General features: G+C 66.7%; 15 protein-coding genes and 1 riboswitch. Of the genes, 13 read left to right on the top strand and 2 right to left on the bottom strand.

Going from position 1 to position 19,251, the window contains the following annotated elements:
• The first annotated feature begins 12 nt into the window (after positions 1-12).
• The 7 genes from aceK (at position 13) to iaaH (ending at position 9,762) form a co-directional block, all read left to right on the top strand.
• Positions 13-1,833, top strand: coding sequence for a bifunctional isocitrate dehydrogenase kinase/phosphatase (gene aceK / locus GNX71_RS29915; RefSeq protein ID WP_206175781.1), 1,821 nt, complete (start codon positions 13-15; stop codon positions 1,831-1,833).
• Positions 1,834-1,899: 66 nt separating this feature from the next.
• Positions 1,900-3,084, top strand: a complete 1,185-nt coding sequence (locus GNX71_RS29910) for an acetyl-CoA C-acyltransferase (protein WP_206175780.1) — start codon at positions 1,900-1,902, stop codon at positions 3,082-3,084.
• 93 nt (positions 3,085-3,177) lie between these two features.
• A complete protein-coding gene (locus GNX71_RS29905) occupies positions 3,178-4,428 on the top strand; it encodes a M20 family metallopeptidase (protein ID WP_206175779.1) in 1,251 nt (416 codons plus the stop codon).
• A 31-nt stretch (positions 4,429-4,459) separates the two neighbouring features.
• On the top strand, positions 4,460-5,590 hold the full coding sequence (locus GNX71_RS29900) for an acyl-CoA dehydrogenase family protein (RefSeq protein WP_206175778.1): 1,131 nt from the start codon (positions 4,460-4,462) through the stop codon (positions 5,588-5,590).
• A gap of 83 nt (positions 5,591-5,673) precedes the next feature.
• A complete protein-coding gene (gene treF / locus GNX71_RS29895) occupies positions 5,674-7,332 on the top strand; it encodes an alpha,alpha-trehalase TreF (RefSeq protein WP_206175777.1) in 1,659 nt (552 codons plus the stop codon).
• A complete protein-coding gene (locus GNX71_RS29890) occupies positions 7,329-8,162 on the top strand; it encodes a metallophosphoesterase (protein ID WP_206175776.1) in 834 nt (277 codons plus the stop codon). The genes treF and GNX71_RS29890 overlap by 4 nt, the downstream gene beginning before the upstream one ends.
• Positions 8,163-8,250: 88 nt before the next feature.
• Positions 8,251-9,762 (top strand): indoleacetamide hydrolase, encoded by a 1,512-nt coding sequence (gene iaaH / locus GNX71_RS29885; protein ID WP_206175775.1) that lies wholly within the window; start codon positions 8,251-8,253, stop codon positions 9,760-9,762.
• A gap of 15 nt (positions 9,763-9,777) precedes the next feature.
• Here iaaH and GNX71_RS29880 read toward each other — a convergent pair whose 3' ends face one another.
• Positions 9,778-10,512: a LuxR C-terminal-related transcriptional regulator gene (locus tag GNX71_RS29880; protein ID WP_206175774.1), complete on the bottom strand. Its 735-nt coding sequence runs from the start codon at positions 10,510-10,512 to the stop codon at positions 9,778-9,780.
• 113 nt (positions 10,513-10,625) lie between these two features.
• Here GNX71_RS29880 and GNX71_RS29875 point away from each other — a divergent pair, with 113 nt between their 5' ends.
• The 5 genes from GNX71_RS29875 to GNX71_RS29855 all read left to right on the top strand — a co-directional run bounded on the left by GNX71_RS29875 (position 10,626) and on the right by GNX71_RS29855 (position 16,783).
• Entirely contained in the window at positions 10,626-12,434 is a 1,809-nt protein-coding gene (locus tag GNX71_RS29875) for a hybrid sensor histidine kinase/response regulator (RefSeq protein ID WP_206175773.1), read from the top strand.
• Positions 12,435-12,499: 65 nt separating this feature from the next.
• The gene (locus GNX71_RS29870; protein WP_206175771.1) at positions 12,500-12,931 is read left to right on the top strand and encodes a YchJ family metal-binding protein; all 432 of its coding nucleotides are present in this window, start codon (positions 12,500-12,502) and stop codon (positions 12,929-12,931) included.
• 34 nt (positions 12,932-12,965) lie between these two features.
• Positions 12,966-13,071: riboswitch (TPP riboswitch) on the top strand.
• Positions 13,072-13,157: 86 nt separating this feature from the next.
• The gene (gene thiC, locus GNX71_RS29865; protein WP_206175769.1) at positions 13,158-15,044 is read left to right on the top strand and encodes a phosphomethylpyrimidine synthase ThiC; all 1,887 of its coding nucleotides are present in this window, start codon (positions 13,158-13,160) and stop codon (positions 15,042-15,044) included.
• Positions 15,045-15,712: 668 nt separating this feature from the next.
• Entirely contained in the window at positions 15,713-16,405 is a 693-nt protein-coding gene (locus tag GNX71_RS29860; protein ID WP_206175768.1) for an HAD family phosphatase, read from the top strand.
• Positions 16,406-16,456: 51 nt separating this feature from the next.
• Positions 16,457-16,783 carry a thioredoxin family protein gene (locus GNX71_RS29855; RefSeq protein ID WP_206175767.1) on the top strand — a complete coding sequence of 109 codons (327 nt, stop codon included), beginning with the start codon at positions 16,457-16,459 and terminating at the stop codon, positions 16,781-16,783.
• Between the two features lie 11 nt (positions 16,784-16,794).
• Here GNX71_RS29855 and GNX71_RS29850 read toward each other — a convergent pair whose 3' ends face one another.
• Entirely contained in the window at positions 16,795-17,823 is a 1,029-nt protein-coding gene (locus GNX71_RS29850) for an AraC family transcriptional regulator (RefSeq protein ID WP_206175766.1), read from the bottom strand.
• 140 nt (positions 17,824-17,963) lie between these two features.
• Here GNX71_RS29850 and GNX71_RS29845 point away from each other — a divergent pair, with 140 nt between their 5' ends.
• A complete protein-coding gene (locus GNX71_RS29845) occupies positions 17,964-19,136 on the top strand; it encodes an isovaleryl-CoA dehydrogenase (protein WP_206175765.1) in 1,173 nt (390 codons plus the stop codon).
• Positions 19,137-19,251 lie beyond the last annotated feature (115 nt).

The following is a 19,251-nucleotide window of genomic DNA, read 5'->3' as shown; positions in this document are numbered from 1 at the left end:
CCGGCCGGGCCCATGTTCCCGCAGCGCCTCGATTCACCGCTGGCCTACGACATCGCCAAGGCGATGATCGATGGCTTCAACCGGCACTACCGGTTGTTCCGCGCTGAATCGGCGCGCGCCAAGCACCGTTTCGAGACCGCCGACTGGCATGGCCAGCAGCGGGCGCAGCGCGAGCGCATCGAGTTCTACGACCTGCGAGTGAACGAGGCGGTGGCCCGGCTCGAAAAAGAGTTCAAGGCCGGCGACCAGCCGATGGAGGTGTGGCACCAGGTCAAGCTGCACTTCATCGGCCTGCTGGTGGACCATCACCAGCCTGAACTGGCCGAGAGTTTCTTCAACTCGGTGACCACCAAGATCCTGCATCGCGCGTATTTCCAGAACGACTTCATCTTCGTTCGCCCCGCGATCAGCACCGAGTACATCGAGCCGCGCGGCGCGCCGACCTACCGCCCGTATTACCCCGCGCACGACACGCTGGCCGACACGCTCGTGCAGATGCTTGACGACTTCGCGCTGCAGGGCAGCTATGCCAACAAGCGGCGCGATGCCGAGCGCGTGGCGCATGTCATTCTGAACCGCTTCCACCAGGTGAAGCTGCGCGCCAATTTCCAGCTGCAGGTGCTCTCGGGCCTCTTCTTCCGGAACAAGGGCGCGTACGTGGTCGGCAAAATCATGAACGGCTTCACCGAGATCCCGTTCTCGCTGCCGATCCTGCACGACAGCACCGGCAAGTTCTACATCGATGCGGCGCTCTTCGGCGAAGACGACCTGCAGATGCTCTTCAGCTTTGCGCGCGCCTACTTCATGGTCGACATGGAAGTGCCCTCGGCCTGGGTGCAGTTCCTGCGTTCGCTCATGCCGAGGAAGCCCCGCGCCGAAATCTACAACGCACTCGGCCTCGCCAAGCAGGGCAAGACGCTGTTCTACCGCGACTTTCTCTCGCACCTCAATTATTCGAGCGACCGCTTTCGCATCGCGCCCGGCATCAAGGGCATGGTCATGCTGGTGTTCGACCTGCCGTCGTTCCCGTTCGTGTTCAAGGTCATCAAGGACTTCTATCCGCCGCAGAAGGACACCACGCGCGAACAGATCAAGGGTAAGTACATGCTCGTGAAGCAGCACGATCGCGTGGGCCGCATGGCCGACACGCTCGAGTACAGCGACGTGGGTTTCCCGCTCGACCGCTTCGAGCCCGAGCTGATCGAGGAGATCCAGAAGTTCGCGCCCAGCCAGCTGGAGATCGGCGACCGCGACGGCAACGGGGAGATGGAGGTCGTGGTCAAGCACGTCTACATCGAGCGCCGCATGATCCCGCTGAACATCTACCTGCAGGAAGCCTTCGACACGCTGGCCGACCCCGAGAGCCCGGCCCACGCAAAGCGCGCGAAGGACCAACTGGAGCACGCGGTGGTCGAGTACGGCAACGCCATCAAGGACATGGTCGCCGCCAACATCTTTCCCGGCGACATGCTGTGGAAGAACTTCGGCGTCACGCGCGGCGGCAAGGTGGTGTTCTACGACTACGACGAGATCGAATACATCACCGACTGCAAGTTCCGCAAGGTCCCCGCGCCGCGCAACGAAGAAGAGGAGATGAGCGGCGAGGTCTGGTACTCGGTGGGTCCGAAGGACGTGTTCCCCGAGACCTTCGAGCCCTTCCTGCTCGGCAACCAGGACGTGCGCGCCGCCTTCATGGCGCACCACGCCGACCTGCTCGACGCTGCCTTCTGGCAGCACCACAAGGAACGCATCCAGGCCGGGCAGATGCTCGATGTGTTCCCGTACGAAGAATCGCAACGCTTCCAGCACGAGGGGCACGCGACCCATTTCTGACCGGCCGCGGCCCAGGCCGCAGCCACCGTTCCACTTTCACATTCGCATTCAAAGAAGGAGACCACCATGTCCGAATCCATCGTCATCGTCGGCGCCGCCCGCACCCCCATGGGTGGCTTTCAAGGCGACTTTTCTTCCCTCTCCGCGCACGACCTCGGCGGCGCAGCCATCAAGGCCGCCGTCGAGCGCGCCGGCATCGCGCCCGAGAGCGTGGGCGAGGTGCTGTTCGGCAACTGCCTGATGGCCGGCCAGGGCCAGGCCCCGGCGCGCCAGGCGGCCTACAAGGGCGGCCTGCCCGACAGCGCGGGCGCGGTCACGCTCAGCAAGATGTGCGGCTCGGCCATGAAGGCTGCGATGCTCGCGCACGACCTGCTGCTGGCCGGCACGCACGAAGTTATCGTCGCGGGCGGCATGGAGAGCATGACCAACGCGCCCTACCTGATGCTCAAGGGGCGCGGCGGCTACCGCATGGGCCACGACAAGATCTATGACCACATGATGCTCGACGGCCTCGAAGACGCCTACCAGCCGGGCCGCTCGATGGGCACCTTCGGTGAGGACTGCGCCGCCAAGTACAACTTCACCCGCGAGCAGCAGGACGCCTTCGCGATCGCGAGCGTGCAGCGCGCCAAGGCCGCAACCGAGTCGGGTGCGTTCAAGGAAGAGATCACGCCGGTCACCGTGAAGGGCCGCGGCGGCGACACCGTGATCTCCATCGACGAAGGCCCGGGCAAGGTCAAGCTCGACAAGATCCCCACGCTCAAGCCCGCGTTCAAGAAAGAAAACGGCACCATCACCGCCGCATCGAGCTCGTCGATCAACGACGGCGCCGCGGCGCTGGTCATGATGACCGAGTCGCATGCGAAGAAGATCGGCGCCAAGCCCATCGCCCGCATCGTCGGCCACGCCACGCATGCGCAGGAGCCCGAGTGGTTTTCCACCGCACCGGTCGGCGCGGTCGCCAAGCTGTTCAAGAAGACCGGCTGGACCGTGAAGGACGTCGACCTTTGGGAAGTGAACGAAGCCTTCGCCGTGGTGCCGATGGCGCTGATGCACGAACTCGACGTGTCGCACGACATCGTCAACGTGAACGGCGGCGCCTGCGCGCTGGGCCACCCGATCGGCGCGAGCGGCGCGCGCATCATGGTCACGCTGATCCATGCGCTGAAGGCGCGCGGCAAGAAGCGCGGCGTGGCGACGCTCTGCATCGGCGGCGGCGAAGGCACCGCCGTGGCACTCGAATTGCTTTAAGCAGTAAGAGCCGGCGACGTCCGAGGGAGGACGCGCCGGCTTTCGCCATCCGGCATTTCAATATTCATACATTGCTTCAGAGCAGGAGATTTCATGCGCCCATCCATCCACCGCACCGCCCTGGCCGCCCTGCTGGCCACCGCCTTCCTGGCACCTGCCGCCAGCTGGGCGCAGAAGCGCGACAACGTGCTGTTCCAGGCTGCCACCGATGAGCAGCCCGCGGTCATCAAGACGCTGGAAAAACTCGTCAACATCGAGACCGGCACGGGCGACGCCGAAGGCATTGCCGCCGCAGGCAACTACCTCGAAGGCGAACTCAAGACGCTGGGCTTCACCGTCACCCGCAGCAAGTCGGCCGGCATCGTGGTCGGCGACAACATCGTCGGCAAGATCAAGGGCCGCGGCGGCAAGAACCTGCTGCTGCTCTCGCACATGGACACGGTGTACCTGAAGGGCACGCTCGCGAAGGCGCCGTTCAAGATCGAAGGCGACAAGGCCTACGGCCCCGGCATCGCCGACGACAAGGGCGGCAACGCGGTCATCCTGCACACGCTCAAGCTCCTGAAGGACTACGGCGTGCGCGACTACGGCACCATCACCGTGCTCTTCAACACCGACGAAGAGAAGGGCTCCTTTGGCTCGCGCGACCTGATCCAAGAAGAAGCCAAGCTCGCCGACTACGTGCTCTCGTTCGAGCCCACCGTCGCGGGCGACGAGAAGCTCTCGCTCGGCACCTCGGGCATCGCCTACGTGCAGGTCAACATCACCGGCAAGGCCTCGCATGCGGGCGCCGCGCCGGAGCTGGGCGTCAACGCCCTGGTCGAGGCGTCGGACCTCGTGCTGCGCACGATGAGCATCGACGACAAGGCGAAGAACCTGCGCTTCAACTGGACCATCGCCAAGGCCGGCAACGTGTCGAACATCATCCCGGCGAGCGCCACGCTGAATGCCGATGTGCGCTATGCGCGCAACGAAGACTTCGAGGCCGCGATGAAGACGCTCGAAGAAAAGGCGCAGCAGAAGAAGCTGCCCGAGGCCGACGTCAAGGTGCTGGTCACCCGTGGCCGTCCGGCCTTCAATGCGGGCGAAGGCGGCAAGAAGCTGGTCGACAAGGCCGTGGCCTTCTACAAGGAAGCCGGCGGCAACCTCGGCGTGGAAGAGCGCACGGGCGGCGGCACCGATGCGGCCTATGCCGCGCTCTCGGGCAAGCCGGTGATCGAGAGCCTGGGCCTGCCGGGCTTCGGTTATCACAGCGACAAGGCCGAGTACGTGGACATCAGCAGCATCCCGCGCCGCCTGTACATGGCCGCACGCTTGATCATGGACCTGGGCTCGGGCAAGTAAGCCGACACAAGAAAAACAAGGAGACACGACCATGCTGCTCAGTGCCGACCAGGAAGCCATCCGCGACGCGGTGCGCGATTTCTCGCAAGCCGAACTCTGGCCCAACGCCCCCAAGTGGGACCGTGAACACAGCTTCCCGAAGGAGGCGCACCAGGGTCTCGCGGCACTGGGCGCCTACGGCATCTGCGTGCCTGAAGAGCACGGCGGCGCGGGTCTCGACTACCTCACGCTCGCGCTGGTGCTCGAAGAAATAGCGGCCGGCGACGGCGGCACAAGCACCGCAATCAGCGTGACCAACTGCCCTGTCAACGCGATCCTCATGCGCTACGGCAACGCGCAGCAGAAGAAGAAATGGCTCGAGCCGCTCGCGCAGGGCCGGATGCTTGGCGCCTTCTGCCTCACCGAGCCGCAGGCCGGCAGCGATGCATCGAGCCTGCGCACCACCGCGCGCAAGGACGGCGACGGCTACGTGATCGACGGCGTCAAGCAGTTCATCACGAGCGGCAAGAACGGTCAGGTCGCCATCGTCATCGCGGTGACCGACAAGGGCGCGGGCAAGCGCGGCATGAGCGCGTTCATCGTGCCCACCGACGCACCCGGCTACGCCGTCGCCCGCCTGGAAGACAAGCTCGGCCAGCACAGCAGCGACACCGCGCAGATCAACTTCGACGCCTGCCGCATCCCCGCGGAAAACCTCATCGGCGCCGAAGGCGAGGGCTACAAGATTGCGCTCGGCGCGCTTGAAGGCGGCCGCATCGGCATCGCCGCGCAGAGCGTGGGCATGGCGCGCAGCGCGTTCGACGTGGCCCTGGCCTATGCGAAGGAGCGCCAGGCCTTCGGCGGCTCGATCTTCGACCAGCAGGCGGTGGGCTTTCGCCTCGCCGAATGCGCGACGCAGCTCGAAGCCGCGCGCCAGCTGATCTGGCACGCCGCGAGCCTTCGCGATGCGGGCCTGCCTTGCCTGAAGGAAGCGGCGATGGCCAAGCTGTTCGCGAGCGAGATGGCCGAGCGCGTGTGCAGCGCCGCCATCCAGACGCTGGGTGGCTATGGCTACGTGAACGACTTTCCGCTCGAGCGCATCTACCGCGACGTGCGTGTGTGTCAGATCTACGAAGGCACGTCGGACATCCAGAAGCTGTTGATCCAACGCGCACTGGCTTGAAGTCCCGCCTCGCGGCAGGGTGACGGTCGTTGATCGCCACCCGTCATGTAGAGTTTCCGCCAACCAACAAAGGGGAGACTGACATGACTCAGGCATTCGCGGCCACGCTGCATCGTCGCCCGGGCTTCTCGATCGTTGCGGCTGCCGCGGTGGCAGCCAGCCTCGCATTCGGTGCGTTCAACGCGCCCGCGAATGCCGAAGTACTCGTCGCCGCCAAACCTGCCTCAGCCTATCCGGCGCCGCCTTCCGAGCTGTATCCGGAGCTCTTCGCTGCAGTCCAGCTCGGGCAGGTTTTCAAGGACGGTAAGACTTTCGTCGACGCCGTTCCGAAGACTTCGCCTGCCGCCATCGCCGCGCAATACCGGCGCGAAAAGGACCGGCCCGGTTTCGATCTCTCGAGCTTCCTGAAGCGGCACTTCGATGTGCCGCAGGACAACGCCGACACCTACGTGAGCGATCGTTCGCAGTCGCTCGCGCAGCACATCGCGAGCCTCTGGCCGCACCTGACGCAGCAGCCGCACAAGCCGGCCGCGGGCTCTTCGCTGTTGCCGCTGCCCGGGCCTTATGTGGTGCCTGGCGGGCGCTTTCGTGAGGTGTACTACTGGGATTCGTACTTCACCATGCTGGGTCTGCTGCAGAACGGCAAGCCCGGTTCGCTGCGCGACATGGTCGGCAACTTCGCGAGCCTGATCGATCGCTACGGTCACATCCCGAACGGCAATCGCAGCTACTACCTGAGCCGCTCGCAGCCGCCGTTCTATTTCAAGATGGTGGGCCTGTTGTCCACGCAGGACGAAGCCGCTGCCTATGCACGCTACCTGCCGCAACTCCAGCGTGAATACGCGTTCTGGATGGAGGGCGCGAACGGCCTCAAGCCCGGCACTGCGCACCGCCGCGTGGTGGCGCTGGCCGATGGCAGCGTTCTCAACCGCTACTACGACGACCGCGCCGTGCCGCGCGACGAGTCGTACGCGGAAGATGTTGCGCTGGCAAAGAAGAGCAGCCGTCCCGCCGCGGAGGTCTATCGCGACGTGCGCGCGGCCGCGGAGAGCGGATGGGACTTCAGCAGCCGCTGGTTCGCCGATGGCAAGACGCTGGCCACCATCGAGACCACCGCGGTCGTGCCGGTCGATCTGAACAGCCTGCTGTATGGCATGGAGAACGCGATCCGCCTGGGCTGCGAGCGCGTGCAGGACACCGCGTGCACCAGTGATTTCACGCAGCGTGCCGAACGCCGCCGTGCGGCGGTGCAGAAGTACCTGTGGAACGAGGCTGATGGCCACTATGTGGACTTCCAATGGATCAAGCAGCAGCCCACCGACCGTCCGGGCGCCGCCACGCTGTACCCGTTGTTCGTCGGCCTTGCGGAACCCGCGCAGGCGGCGCGCGTGGCCGATTGGACGGGCAAGCAACTGGTGAAGCCCTATGGCCTGGTGACGACGCCGATCCTCACTGACCAGCAATGGGATGCGCCCAACGGCTGGGCGCCGCTGCAATGGGTCGCTGTGGACGGTCTCAGGCGCTATGGCCAGGATGCGCTCGCGCGCGACATCGCAACGCGCTGGATGGGCAAGGTGCAGCAGGTCTACGGCAGCAGCGGCAAGCTGGTCGAGAAATACAACGTGATCGACAACAGCGGCGAGGCCGGCGGCGGCGAATACGTCCTGCAGGACGGCTTCGGTTGGACCAACGGCGTGGCCATGCAGCTGATGACGATCTATCCGGAATTGAAGCGGCCTTGATCGCGCCCCGAAGACGCCCCTGGGGCCGGATCGCCGCCGCACTCGTGCTCGCCGCGCTGGCGGTCTGGGGCTTCGTCATCGAACCGCGCTGGGTCGCAGCGCGCATCGAGCCGCTGGGCTCGGCGCAGTGGCAGCCGCCGGCCGGCCTCAAGGTGGCGATGGCGGGCGACTGGCACCTCACCACGCGCTCGGCATGGCGTGTCACCAGCGCGGAGCGCGCCGCGCGCATCGTCGAAGAGATCAATGCGGCGCAGCCCGACGTGATCCTGCTGCCCGGCGACTTTCTCGCGGGCTCGGGCGACGACGAGGCGTTTTCCATCGAGGACATGGCCGCCGTGCTCGGCCGCCTGAAGGCGCCGCAGGGCGTGTATGCGGTGCTCGGCAACCATGACTGGTGGCACGACGGCGAACGCACGACGAAGGCCTTGTCCGCGCAGGGCATCCGCGTGCTGGAGAACGCCTCGGTGCGCCTGTCGGGGCATGACATCTGGGTGGTCGGCATCGGCGACGACTCGACCGGCCATTCGGAGGTGGACAAGGCGCTGGCCGGCGTACCCAAGGGCGCTGCCACGCTGGTCATGATGCACGACCCCTTCAGCTTCGCGACCATGCCGCGCACGCAGGGGCTGGTGGTCGCTTCGCACACGCATGGCGGGCAGATCAGCGTGCCGGGCTACGGCGCGCTGGTGGTGCCGGGCCGCGCGCCGCGCGAGTGGGCCTATGGCTGGATCGCGCACAAGGGCAAGCGCATGTACGTGACGAGCGGGCTGGGCGTGAGCATCCTCCCGGTGCGTTTCAACATGCGGCCCGAGTGGGTGATGTTTCGGTAGGGCGTTCATCCCGTGTCATCGGTTTCGATGACAGACAGGAGCAGGCTGGCGGCGCAGCATGGCGATCTCTTTGTCGGAGGTCTTCGCCATGTCCATTTCCAAACCCGTTTCCTTCGCCGCGGCCTTGTTGTGCCTCGGTGCATCCGCACAAGCGCAGCAGCCCGTCGCCCCGGACATCGCCACGCTGACCGCAAGCGACGCCGTGCAGCAACTCTGTGCCGGCACGGTGACCAGCGAGCAGCTGGTGACGGCCTACCTCGCGCAAGCCAAGGCCAAGGCGAACCTCAACGCCTTCGTCACGCTCGACGAGGCCGGCGCGCTGAAGGCCGCGCGCGCCGCGGATGCGCAGCGAAAGCGCGGCGGCGCCTGCAAGCCGCTGGCCGGCCTGCCGGTGGTCATCAAGGACAACATCCAGGTGCAGGGCCTGCCCGCCACGGCCGGCTCGCCCGCGCTCAAGGGCTTCGTGCCGGCCGCCGATGCGCCCGTGGTCGCGAAGCTGCGCGCGGCCGGCGCGGTGATCCTCGGCAAGACGAACATGCATGAGCTGGCCTTCGGCGTCACGGGCTACAACCCCGCGTTCCAGAGCGGCCCCGAGGTCGGCGTGCGCAACGCCTACGACGCGAGCCGCATCGCGGGCGGATCGTCGTCGGGCAATGGCGCGGCGCTCGGCGCGCGCATGGCGCCCGCAGCGCTGGGCACCGACACGGGCGGCTCGGTGCGTATTCCGTGCGCATTCAACGGCTGCGCTTCGCTGCGTCCGAGCATGGGGCGATATTCGCAGCAGGGCATCGCGCCGATCTCGCACACACGCGACACGGCAGGGCCGATGGCGCAGTCGATGGCCGATGTCGCGCTGCTTGACCGAGTGATCGCGGGCGGCGCGCCGGTGAAGCCCGCCGACCTCAAGCGCGTGCGGCTCGGCGTGGTGCCGGCCTTCCACGCGAACCTCGATGCGGACACGCGCGCCGCCACCGATGCCGCGCTCGCCAAGTTGCGCGCAGCGGGCGTCACGCTGGTGGATGTGGAGATGCCCAAGCTCATGGAACTCAACGGTGCCATCGGCTTCCCGGTCGCGCTGTACGAGGCGCACGACGACATGGTCGCCTACCTTGCGAAGTACCGCACCGGCATCGACATCGCGCAGCTCACCGCGGGCATCGCCAGCCCCGACGTCAAGGGCACCTTCGAGGCCTTCGTCATCCCGCGGAAGCTACCCGCGCCGAACGGCACTGTCGATGCGAAGCCGGCCTACGACAACGCGATGCGCGTTGCGCGGCCTGCATTGCAGAAGCTCTACCGCGACACCTTCGCGAAGAACAAGCTCGATGCGCTCGTGTTCCCGACGGTGGCGCGCGTGGCGCTGGCCGCCGCGCCCGAAGCCAGCAGCCCCGAGAATTTCGGCGCGCTGATCCAGAACACGGATCCCGGCAGCAACGCCGGCATTCCGGGTGTGCAACTGCCTTCGGGCCTGGGTGCGACCAGCGGATTGCCCATCGGGTTGGAGCTCGACGGACCGGCCGGCAGCGACCGCAAGCTGCTCGCCGTCGGCATCGCGGTGGAGGGCGTGCTGGGTCGCCTGCCCGCGCCCAAGGCGAAGTAAGGCGACCCTGCCGGGTCAGCGCTTGGCGAGACCCGCCAGCGCCGACCGGCGCTCGATGCCGAGCTTGTCGAAGATGCGGCGCAGGTAGGTACGCACCGTCGGCACGCTCACCGCCATGCGCCGCGCGATCTCCTTGTCGGTCAGGCCCTCGCACACGGCGCGTGCGACCTCCTGCTCGCGCGCGCTCAATGCATTCCATGAAGTATCGGCAGGCATCGGCACTGCAGCCGCCGTGCGCTGTGCACGCTGCAACGCCCCGACGAACGCGGGCTCGATCAGGTCGAGCAGCCCCTTCTCGTGGTCGCCGAAATCACCGCGCCCTTTGCGCCGCCAGATGCGCAGATCGCCCAGTGCGCGGTTGCCCTCGAAGGCATGCAGGTTCATTCCCCAGTGCAGCCCGTCGCGCGAGAGAAAGTCGGTGAAGAATTCCGTGCGCATCAGCGCGCGCTGCGGCATCACGTCGGTCACGCGCGTGGCGCGGCGGTGCGACTGCAGCACGAAGGTGATCGGGTCGTGATGCTGGTGCCATTCGCCGTAGCGGTCGAGGTTGACGGGGTCCATGTTGAGCGCCACGCGGCCGTCGAAGCGGCCGCTCTCGGCATTCCACACGAACGAGGCGAACTGGTCCGCATGCAGCAGGTCGAGCAGCGCCCAGCCCAGGCGTTCGCGGATGTCGCTTTCGCCGCGCTCCTGCGCCAGCAGCGTGAAAACGCCGCGCAGTGCCTGCTGTTCGGAGCCTGTCAGGTACATCGCCGCCTCGCTCTGGTTGTCGCATGTAAGGCTAACGTTTAGCAAGCGCCGCGCCAAGGGTGGATGCCCCGGTGCCGTCACGGGGAGCGCGCAGAATCGCGGGCTGCACGCCCATGTCTTCGAGTCCGACTCCTTCTCCTGCGCCCGAAACGCCTCCGTCCGCTTCCCCGTGGCAGCGGCTGCGCGGCTACTGGGTCGAGGCGCCCAACCCCAACCCGCTGGTCGACCAAAGCCTCGCGCGCGCCTACATCGTCGACACGCGCGACACGCCGCTCTCGGCGGCCATGATCGCCGCGGTGTTCTGGGGCCTGTTCCTCGTGCTGACCGGCAATCGCGGCACGCTGGTGTGGGCCGTGCTGGTGCACGCGATGCAGTGGAACATGCACCGCCACCTGCACCGGGTGGACCCGGCGGCCATCGATGTCGCATCGGCCGCCCGCACGCGCCGCCAGCTGGAGCTGCGCATGCTGTTCCCGGGGCTGGTGTGGGCGCTGGCGCCGTGGCTCTTCTTTCCGCACGGCGACCTCGCGTACATCCTCTTGATGTACTTCTTCGTGAGCGGCACCACCGGCGTGATCATCGCCGCGCTCGCGCAGTGGTGGCTGGCCGCGATGTGCTTCGGCGTCCCGGTGTTCCTGAGCCTGGCGCTGCGGCTGGTGCTGGAGCCGGGCAGCGTGCCGGTGATCATGGGCTGCCTGGCGGTGTCGCAGCTGCTGGCGTCGCTGCACTATGCGCGCAAGCAGAACCGGCTGATCGTGCGCTCCATCGAGAACGGCTTCGAGAACGCGCGCCTGGCCGAGGCCCTGTCGCGCCAGCTCGACCATGTGGCGCAAATGGCCGCGCAGCGCGCACGCATCTTCGCTGCAGCCAACCACGACCTGCGCCAGCCGATGCATGCGCTGGCGATCTTCGTGGACGCGCTCGACACGCGCAGCACACCCAGCGCCGACAACCTTCGCTTCATGCGCGACAGCGTGGATGCGCTGCGCGGCTCCATCGACGCGCTGCTGGACATCGCGCAGCTCGATGGCGGCGTGGCGCCGGTGCGGCTGGAGCCCCTGCGTCTGGATGCATTGTTCAAGTCGCTCGACGGGCGCTTCGCAGCGCTGGCCGAAGCCAAGGGGCTCGCACTGCGCATCCGCCCGACCGAGGCGGTGGTGCGGGCCGATGTGCGCATGCTTGCGCGCGTGCTGGGGAACCTCGTCGACAACGCCATCAAGTACACGCCTTCGGGCACGGTTTTCGTGCTCGCGCGGCGGGTGCAGCGCCCGGCGAACGGCGTGCCGGCCTGGCGCATCGAGGTGCGCGACTCGGGCGTGGGCATCGAGGCGCAGCATCGGGAGCAGGTGTTCGAGGAGTTCTTCCAGGTCGACAACCCCGGCCGCGACCGCAGCCGCGGCCTTGGGCTGGGCCTGTCGCTGGTGGCGGGCATGGCGCAGGTGATGGGCTCGCGCATCGAAGTGCGCTCCGCGCCCGGCCGGGGCAGCACCTTTTCGCTGGTGCTGGAGGGGGCGATCGCCCCTCCCGCCGTGCCGGAGGCCGAGCCGGCAGCCGGTCAGGCGACCGCCGCGATTCGCATCCTGGTGCTGGACGACGAGCAGCCCGTGCGCGAGGCGATGCGCTCGCTGCTCTCGGGCTGGGGCCACGAGGTGGCACTGGCCAGCAATCCGCGCGAGGCGCTGCAGCACGGGGGCGTGTTCGACCTGATGCTGAGCGACCTGCGCCTGGGCAGCGGCCTCTCGGGGCTGGCGGCCGCGCAGGCGCTGCAGGCGGTGGGCAAGGCGCGCAACGTGGTCATCCTGACCGGCGAAACCGCCCATGCCAACCGGGTGGAAGTCGAGCGCGCGGGCTATGCGCTGATCTACAAGCCGGCCGATGCGCGGGCGCTGCAGGACGCCATCGCTGCGAGCCGCGTCGGCTAGCTTCACCCGGCTCCGGGGTTGCCCCATCGGAGGGATCGCCGCGAGGTGTTCCAATAGCGGTCTTCATGAGCGCCATCGATCCCACCACCGGACCCTGTCCCTGCGGCCGCACCGACCGCCGCGACAAGCCCATCGGCTACGCCCTGTGCTGTGGCCGCTATCTCGACGATTTCGAGAACACGCCCGCCCCCGACGCCGAATCGCTGATGCGCTCGCGCTATTCGGCCTTCGTGCTGGAACGCGCCGAGTACCTGCTGGCCACCTGGCATGTGTCGAAGCGGCCGGCATCGATCGCGTTCGAGCCGGGCGTCAAATGGCTCGGGCTGGACATCCGCTCGCGCTCGGTGCTCGATGCCGACCATGCCGAGGTCGAATTCGTCGCGCGCCAGCGCAGCAGCACGGGCATTGCCACCCGCCTGCACGAGCGCAGCCGCTTCGTGCGCGAGGGCGACCGCTGGTATTACCTGGACGGCGATCTGCAGCAGCCGCTCGCCTGACAGGTTGACGCGCCGGGCCGGGGCTCGCACAATCGGCCTCGCTCCGGGGTGCACACACGTGGTGTGCTGAGATGGCAAAGCTGCCGACCCGCGAACTTGATCCGGGTCATACCGGCGTAAGAAGAGCTGCACTCCCTGACCGAGGTCCCGTCACCCACCTTCCGTGACGGCCCCAAGTCCACAGAGCGATTGCGGAGCACCCTTTCCCTCAACAAGGAGTGCCCCGATGAATGCCCCCGACAAGTTCACCTCTTTGCTCTCGCTCACGCGCGAGCCCTTTCCCGCATCCCACAAGTGCCTGATCCCGGGCAGCCGGCCCGATCTGAACGTGCCGGTGCGCGACGTGCTGCTGACCAACGGCGAGACGGTCTCGCTCTACGACACCTCGGGCCCGTACACCGATGCCAAGGTCGACATCGACGTGCGCCGCGGCCTGCCCGGCGTGCGCGGTGCGTGGATCTCCGAGCGCAACGACACCGAAAGCTATGAAGGCCGCTCGCACCAGGCGCTCGACGAGGGCCTGAAGCACGCGCACGACCACGATGCCCAGCGCCTGGCCGAACTGCGCGCCGGCGCCTCGGCGCTACAGCGCACGCCGCGCCGCGCGAAGTCGGGCGCCAACGTCACGCAGATGCACTACGCGCGCCGCGGCATCGTCACGCCCGAGATGGAGTACGTGGCCCTGCGCGAGAACGGCAAGCGCGAATGGATGGCCGAATACCTTGCCAACGAGGAGCGTGCGAAGCGCGTGGCCGGCAACCCGATGGGTGCGAGCATTCCGCGCATCATCACGCCCGAGTTCGTGCGGGATGAAGTGGCCCGCGGCCGCGCGATCATTCCGGCCAACATCAACCACCCCGAAGTCGAGCCGATGGCCATCGGCCGCAACTTCAAGGTGAAGATCAACGCCAACATCGGCAACTCGGCCGTCACCTCGAGCATCGAGGAAGAGGTCGAGAAACTCGTGTGGGCGATCCGCTGGGGCGCGGACAACGTGATGGACCTGTCGACCGGCAAGAACATCCACACCACGCGCGACTGGATCGTGCGCAACTCGCCCGTGCCCATCGGCACGGTGCCGATTTATCAAGCGCTGGAGAAGGTGGGCGGCGTGGCTGAAGACCTGACCTGGGAGATCTTCCGCGACACGCTGATCGAGCAGGCCGAGCAGGGCATCGACTACTTCACCATCCATGCGGGCGTGCGGCTGCCGTTCATTCACCTCACGGCCGATCGCATGACGGGCATCGTCTCGCGCGGCGGCTCGATCATGGCCAAGTGGTGCATCGCGCACCACAAGGAGAGCTTTCTGTACGAGCGCTTCGAGGACATCTGCGACATCATGAAGGCGTATGACGTGAGCTTCTCGCTGGGCGATGGCCTGCGTCCGGGCTCGGGCGCCGATGCGAACGACGAGGCGCAGTTCGCCGAGCTGCGCACGCTGGGCGAGCTCACGCAGATCGCTTGGAAGCATGACGTGCAGACCATGATCGAAGGGCCGGGGCACGTGCCGATGCACATGATCCAGGCGAACATGGATGAGCAACTCAAGCATTGCCACGAGGCGCCGTTCTACACGCTCGGGCCGCTGACGATCGACATCGCGCCGGGGTACGACCACATCTCGAGCGCCATCGGGGCCGCGATGATCGGGTGGGCTGGCACGGCGATGCTCTGCTATGTGACGCCGAAGGAGCACCTTGGGTTGCCCGATCGCGATGATGTGAAGCAAGGGATCATTGCTTACAAGATCGCGGCGCATGCTGCGGATGTTGCGAAGGGGCATCCGGGGGCGCGCTCGCGTGATGACGCGCTGAGCAAGGCGCGGTTCGAATTCCGTTGGCAGGACCAGTTCAACCTGGGCCTGGACCCCGACACCGCGCGTGAATTCCATGACGAGACGTTGCCGAAGGATTCGAGCAAGGTGGCGCACTTCTGCTCGATGTGCGGGCCGAAGTTCTGCTCGATGAAGATCACGCAGGAGGTGCGGGAGTACGCGGCGAAGAAGGGCGTGGCCGAGGCCGAAGCCATGGCCGAGGGAATGGAGGAGAAGTCCAAGGAGTTCATGGCTGGCGGCGGCGAGATCTACATTCCTATTCGGGCCGTGTCGTAAGGTTTGCTTTCCGAGGCCGGGTCTCGCCCCGGCGGGCGACCTACTTTTCTTTGCTTCGCCAAAGAAAAGTAGGCAAAAGAAAGGCGACCCTGCTGTCTGCGTCCCTGCGCTTCGCTACGGGCAACCTGCGGTGCTCGCGTTTCGCGGGGTCTCGCAGAACTCGCTTCGCTCAAACAGCTGCGAGCCCTGATCCGCGAAACGCTGCGCTCCTCGGCGCAGCCAGAAGGGCTTTGGAGACCGACGGGCCATCGCTTTGCTCGGCTTGAGCTTGGATTGGCTCCCTCTCCCTTTGGGAGAGGGTTGGGGTGAGGGCACCGTGGCCGAGCAAAGCAAAGGCCCGAAAAGCATTGAGGCCGAGCGCAGCGATGGCCTGCTGGTCCCCAAATCCCTTCTGTATGCGCCGAGGAGCGGAGCGTTTCGCGGATCAGGGCTCGCCCTTGTTTGAGCGAAGCGAGTTTGGGCGAGACCCCGCGAAACGTGAGCACCGCAGATTGCCCGCAGCGAAGCGGAGGGACGCAGACAGCAGGGTCGCCTTTTCTTTGCTTACGTTCTTTTGGCGAAGCAAAAGAAAGTAAGTCGGCCGCCGGGCCGAGACCCGGCCCCGGGAAAAAGAAAACCCCAGTTGCTACCATCGTCCAAAGCAAGCAAGTAAACCAACGAACAAACACATGACCCCATTCCCCTTCGCCGCAGTCCTCTTCGACTGCGACGGCGTCCTGGTCGACTCCGAACCCATCACCAACCGCGTCCTCGCCGAAATGCTCGGCGAACTCGGCTGGCATCTCACCACCGAAGAAGCGATGAACACCTTCACCGGCAAGGCCGTGAAGGACGAAGCGCCTCTCATCGAATCGAAGACCGGTTTCGCCATCACCCCCGAGTGGCTGAAGACCTTCAGGGCCAGACGCAACGAAGCGCTCGAACGCGACCTCACCGCGATCCCCAACGCCCCTGCGGCCATCCGCCAGATCCACGCCCTGCTCAAGGGCCGCATCGCCTGCGCCTCGGGCGCCGACCGCCACAAGGTCGAGCTGCAACTGGCCAAGGTCGGCCTGCTCGACTGCTTCGAAGGGCGCATCTTCAGCGGCCACGAAATGCCGCGCTCCAAACCACATCCGGACGTGTACCTCGCCGCCGCCGAGGCGCTGGGCGTCGATCCGAAACGCTGCGCCATCGTCGAGGACACGGTCACCGGCGCGATGGCCGGCGTGGCTGCGGGTGCCACGGTGTTCGGTTACAGCACGGGCGAATCGGGCCACAGCGGCCCCGGTCCGCTGCTGAGCGTGGGCGTGGCGAAGGTCTTCAGCGACATGACCGAACTGCCTGCGCTGCTTTCGGGTTATCGCCTGCAGGCGGCCTGAGTTTCTGGTGGAATGAAGAGCATCCATTCCGAGCCACAGGAACAACAGCCCATGACCTCCGAATACAAGACAGAACAACCCGACCGCGCCGAGATCGACGCACGCACCGGCCCTGCCGTGGTCGAGTTCGGCACCAACTGGTGCGGCATCTGTAAGGCCGCGCAGCCGAACATCGCCGAGGCCTTCGCCAAGTACCCGGACATCCCGCGCATCAAGGTCGAGGACGGCAGCGGCCGCCCGCTGGGCCGATCGTTCAACGTGCGGCTCTGGCCCACGCTGGTGTTCATGCGTGATGGCAAGGAAGTCGCGAAGCTCGTGCGGCCGGAAGACAGCCAGTCGATCGCGGATGCGCTGGCGAAGATCGCGCAGCCGGCCTGAGGCCTCTGCCGCTACAAGCCCTGCTGCCGGAAGTCCCGCGGCGCATGCCCGGTCCACTGCAGGAACGCGCGCGAAAAACTCTTCTCGTTGCGAAACCCCACCGTCAGCGCGACCTGCTTGATCGGGCGGCTGGTGCGGCGCAACTGCTCCACCGCCAGTTCATGGCGCACTTCGTTCTTCAGCGTCTGCAGCGAGGTGCCTTCCTCGTGCAACTGCCGGTGCAGCGTGCGGCCTGAAACGTTCAGCAGCGTTGCGAGTGCCTCCGCCGTGGTGGCCTCGGCGGCGCGTGAGCGCAGCAGCTCCCGCACGCGCTGGCCCAGCAGACGGTCGCGGCGGTACTGCAGGATGGTGAGCGGCAGCGCGCGCTTGAGCATGGTGCGCAGTGCGCGCTCGTCGCGCTGCAGCGGCAGGGCGAGGTAGCGCTCGTCGAAACTGATAGAGGCCTGCGGCGCGTCGAAGCGCACCTCGGGCGTGAACATCGGCGCATAGGCGTCGCGGTGCGGCGGCGCAGCGAACGGAAAGCTGGCGCTGCGCAGTGAGATGCGCGAATCGATGGCCCAGCACATGTAGCCGTGCATGAAGCGCAGGCTGGTCACCAGGCAGAACTCGCGGAAAGCCTCGTCCAGCGGGCGGTTCTCGGTGATGCGCAGCGTGGCCACGCCGCCCGCCACTTCGAGCGCGAGGCCGATGTCTTCGGTCAGCAGACGGTGATGGCGGCACCAGCGCTTGATGGCCACGCCCAGGTCGGGCGAGGTCAGCGAGGCGCGGCACAGCATGCCGTAGCTGCCCCAGGGCAGGCGCCGCGAGAACCAGCCGAGGGCCTCGTCGTCGAGCTCCTGCATGGCGTGTTCCGACAGCGCCTCGAACTGCGCCGCCGTCACCCGCGCGCCGGGCCGGGCCAGTTCGCGCGGCGTGATCTGTGCCGCCTTCAGGGCCTCGGCCGGGTCCTTTTCGTAGCGCTCGTAGCCCTTCGCGATGGCTCTCACGAAGGCCATGGGCGTCACGGCGCGGGCGGGCTTCAGGAAGGCGGGCGATGTCATGGTCGATGGCGAAAGTCGTGGCGCAATTTGCAACCATTGTGGCGCCAATTGCGGCGCGGCGAGGCGTAAGCTGCGTTTCTTCCAAGCGCCATTCCGCGTGGGCTGCCCTGCGCGCCGACCCCTCAGAGGAGACAAGACACATGCACGATCCCGGCCTGAACTTCGACCTGGGCGAGGACATCGACTCGCTGCGCAGCGCCATCCAGGACTTCGCCGCGAATGAAATCGCCCCCCGCGCCGCCGACATCGACCGCGACAACCTGTTCCCGCACGACCTCTGGCAGAAGCTCGGCGAGCTCGGCCTGCACGGGATGACGGTGAAGGAAGAGTTCGGCGGCACCGAGCTGGGCTACCTGGCGCACATCGTGGCCATGGAAGAAGTCTCGCGCGCCTCGGCCTCGGTGGGCCTGTCGTACGGCGCGCACTCCAACCTGTGCGTGAACCAGATCCATCGCAACGGCAGCGACGCGCAGAAGAAGAAGTACCTGCCCAAGCTGGTGAGCGGCGAGCACGTGGGCGCATTGGCCATGAGCGAGCCCAACGCCGGCTCCGACGTGGTGAGCATGAAGCTCAAGGCCGAGAAGAAGAACGGCTACTACGTGCTCAACGGCGGCAAGATGTGGATCACCAACGGCGGCGATGCCGACACGCTGGTCATCTACGCCAAGACCGAACCCGAGATGGGCGCGCGCGGCATGACGGCCTTCATCGTCGAGAAGGACTTCAAGGGCTTCTCCGCGGGCACCAAGCTCGACAAGCTCGGCATGCGCGGCTCCAACACGTATCCGCTGTTCTTCGACAACTGCGAAGTGCCTGAAGAGAACGTGCTCGGTGGTGAAGGCATGGGCGCCAAGGTGCTGATGAGCGGCCTCGATTACGAGCGCGCCGTGCTCTCGGGCGGCCCGCTGGGCATCATGGCCGCGTGCATGGACGCGGTGCTGCCTTTCATCCACGAGCGCAAGCAGTTCGGCCAGAGCATCGGCGAGTTCCAGCTGATGCAGGGCAAGCTCGCGGACATGTATTCGACCTGGCAGGCCACGCGCGCCTACGTGTACGCCGTGGGCAAGGCCTGCGACCGCAACGACCATGCGCGCACCTTCCGCAAGGACGCGGCCGGCGCGATCCTCTATTCGGCCGAGAAGGCGACGTGGATGGCCGGCGAGGCGATCCAGGCGCTGGGCGGCGTGGGATACACCAAGGACTTTCCGGTCGAGCGGCTGTGGCGCGATGCCAAGCTGTACGAGATCGGCGCGGGGACGAGCGAAATCCGCCGCATGCTGATCGGTCGCGAGCTGTTCGCGGAAACTGCGTAAGCTGTTTTTCTCCCTCCCCTTCCGGGGGAGGGCAGGGGTGGGGGCTCGCGGCAATCGATGAGGCATAGCGCCTGACAAACGCCGCTTGCCCCCATCCCAACCTTCCCCCGGAAGG

The organism is Variovorax sp. RKNM96 (assembly GCF_017161115.1).
Classification (GTDB): domain Bacteria; phylum Pseudomonadota; class Gammaproteobacteria; order Burkholderiales; family Burkholderiaceae_C; genus Variovorax.
This window is presented reverse-complemented; position numbering and strand designations above follow the sequence as displayed.

Excerpts from the sequence above, each read along its gene's own strand:
- GNX71_RS29860 (WP_206175768.1), top strand. The coding sequence starts at position 15,713 with ATGACCCCATTCCCCTTCGCCGCAGTCCTCTTCGACTGCGACGGCGTC.
- GNX71_RS29910 (WP_206175780.1), top strand. The coding sequence starts at position 1,900 with ATGTCCGAATCCATCGTCATCGTCGGCGCCGCCCGCACCCCCATGGGT.
- GNX71_RS29855 (WP_206175767.1), top strand. The coding sequence starts at position 16,457 with ATGACCTCCGAATACAAGACAGAACAACCCGACCGCGCCGAGATCGAC.
- iaaH (WP_206175775.1), top strand. The coding sequence starts at position 8,251 with ATGTCCATTTCCAAACCCGTTTCCTTCGCCGCGGCCTTGTTGTGCCTC.
- GNX71_RS29900 (WP_206175778.1), top strand. The coding sequence starts at position 4,460 with ATGCTGCTCAGTGCCGACCAGGAAGCCATCCGCGACGCGGTGCGCGAT.
- GNX71_RS29845 (WP_206175765.1), top strand. The coding sequence starts at position 17,964 with ATGCACGATCCCGGCCTGAACTTCGACCTGGGCGAGGACATCGACTCG.
- thiC (WP_206175769.1), top strand. The coding sequence starts at position 13,158 with ATGAATGCCCCCGACAAGTTCACCTCTTTGCTCTCGCTCACGCGCGAG.
- aceK (WP_206175781.1), top strand. The coding sequence starts at position 13 with ATGTTCCCGCAGCGCCTCGATTCACCGCTGGCCTACGACATCGCCAAG.
- GNX71_RS29905 (WP_206175779.1), top strand. The coding sequence starts at position 3,178 with ATGCGCCCATCCATCCACCGCACCGCCCTGGCCGCCCTGCTGGCCACC.
- GNX71_RS29850 (WP_206175766.1), bottom strand. The coding sequence starts at position 17,823 with ATGACATCGCCCGCCTTCCTGAAGCCCGCCCGCGCCGTGACGCCCATG.
- GNX71_RS29870 (WP_206175771.1), top strand. The coding sequence starts at position 12,500 with ATGAGCGCCATCGATCCCACCACCGGACCCTGTCCCTGCGGCCGCACC.
- GNX71_RS29880 (WP_206175774.1), bottom strand. The coding sequence starts at position 10,512 with ATGTACCTGACAGGCTCCGAACAGCAGGCACTGCGCGGCGTTTTCACG.
- treF (WP_206175777.1), top strand. The coding sequence starts at position 5,674 with ATGACTCAGGCATTCGCGGCCACGCTGCATCGTCGCCCGGGCTTCTCG.
- GNX71_RS29875 (WP_206175773.1), top strand. The coding sequence starts at position 10,626 with ATGTCTTCGAGTCCGACTCCTTCTCCTGCGCCCGAAACGCCTCCGTCC.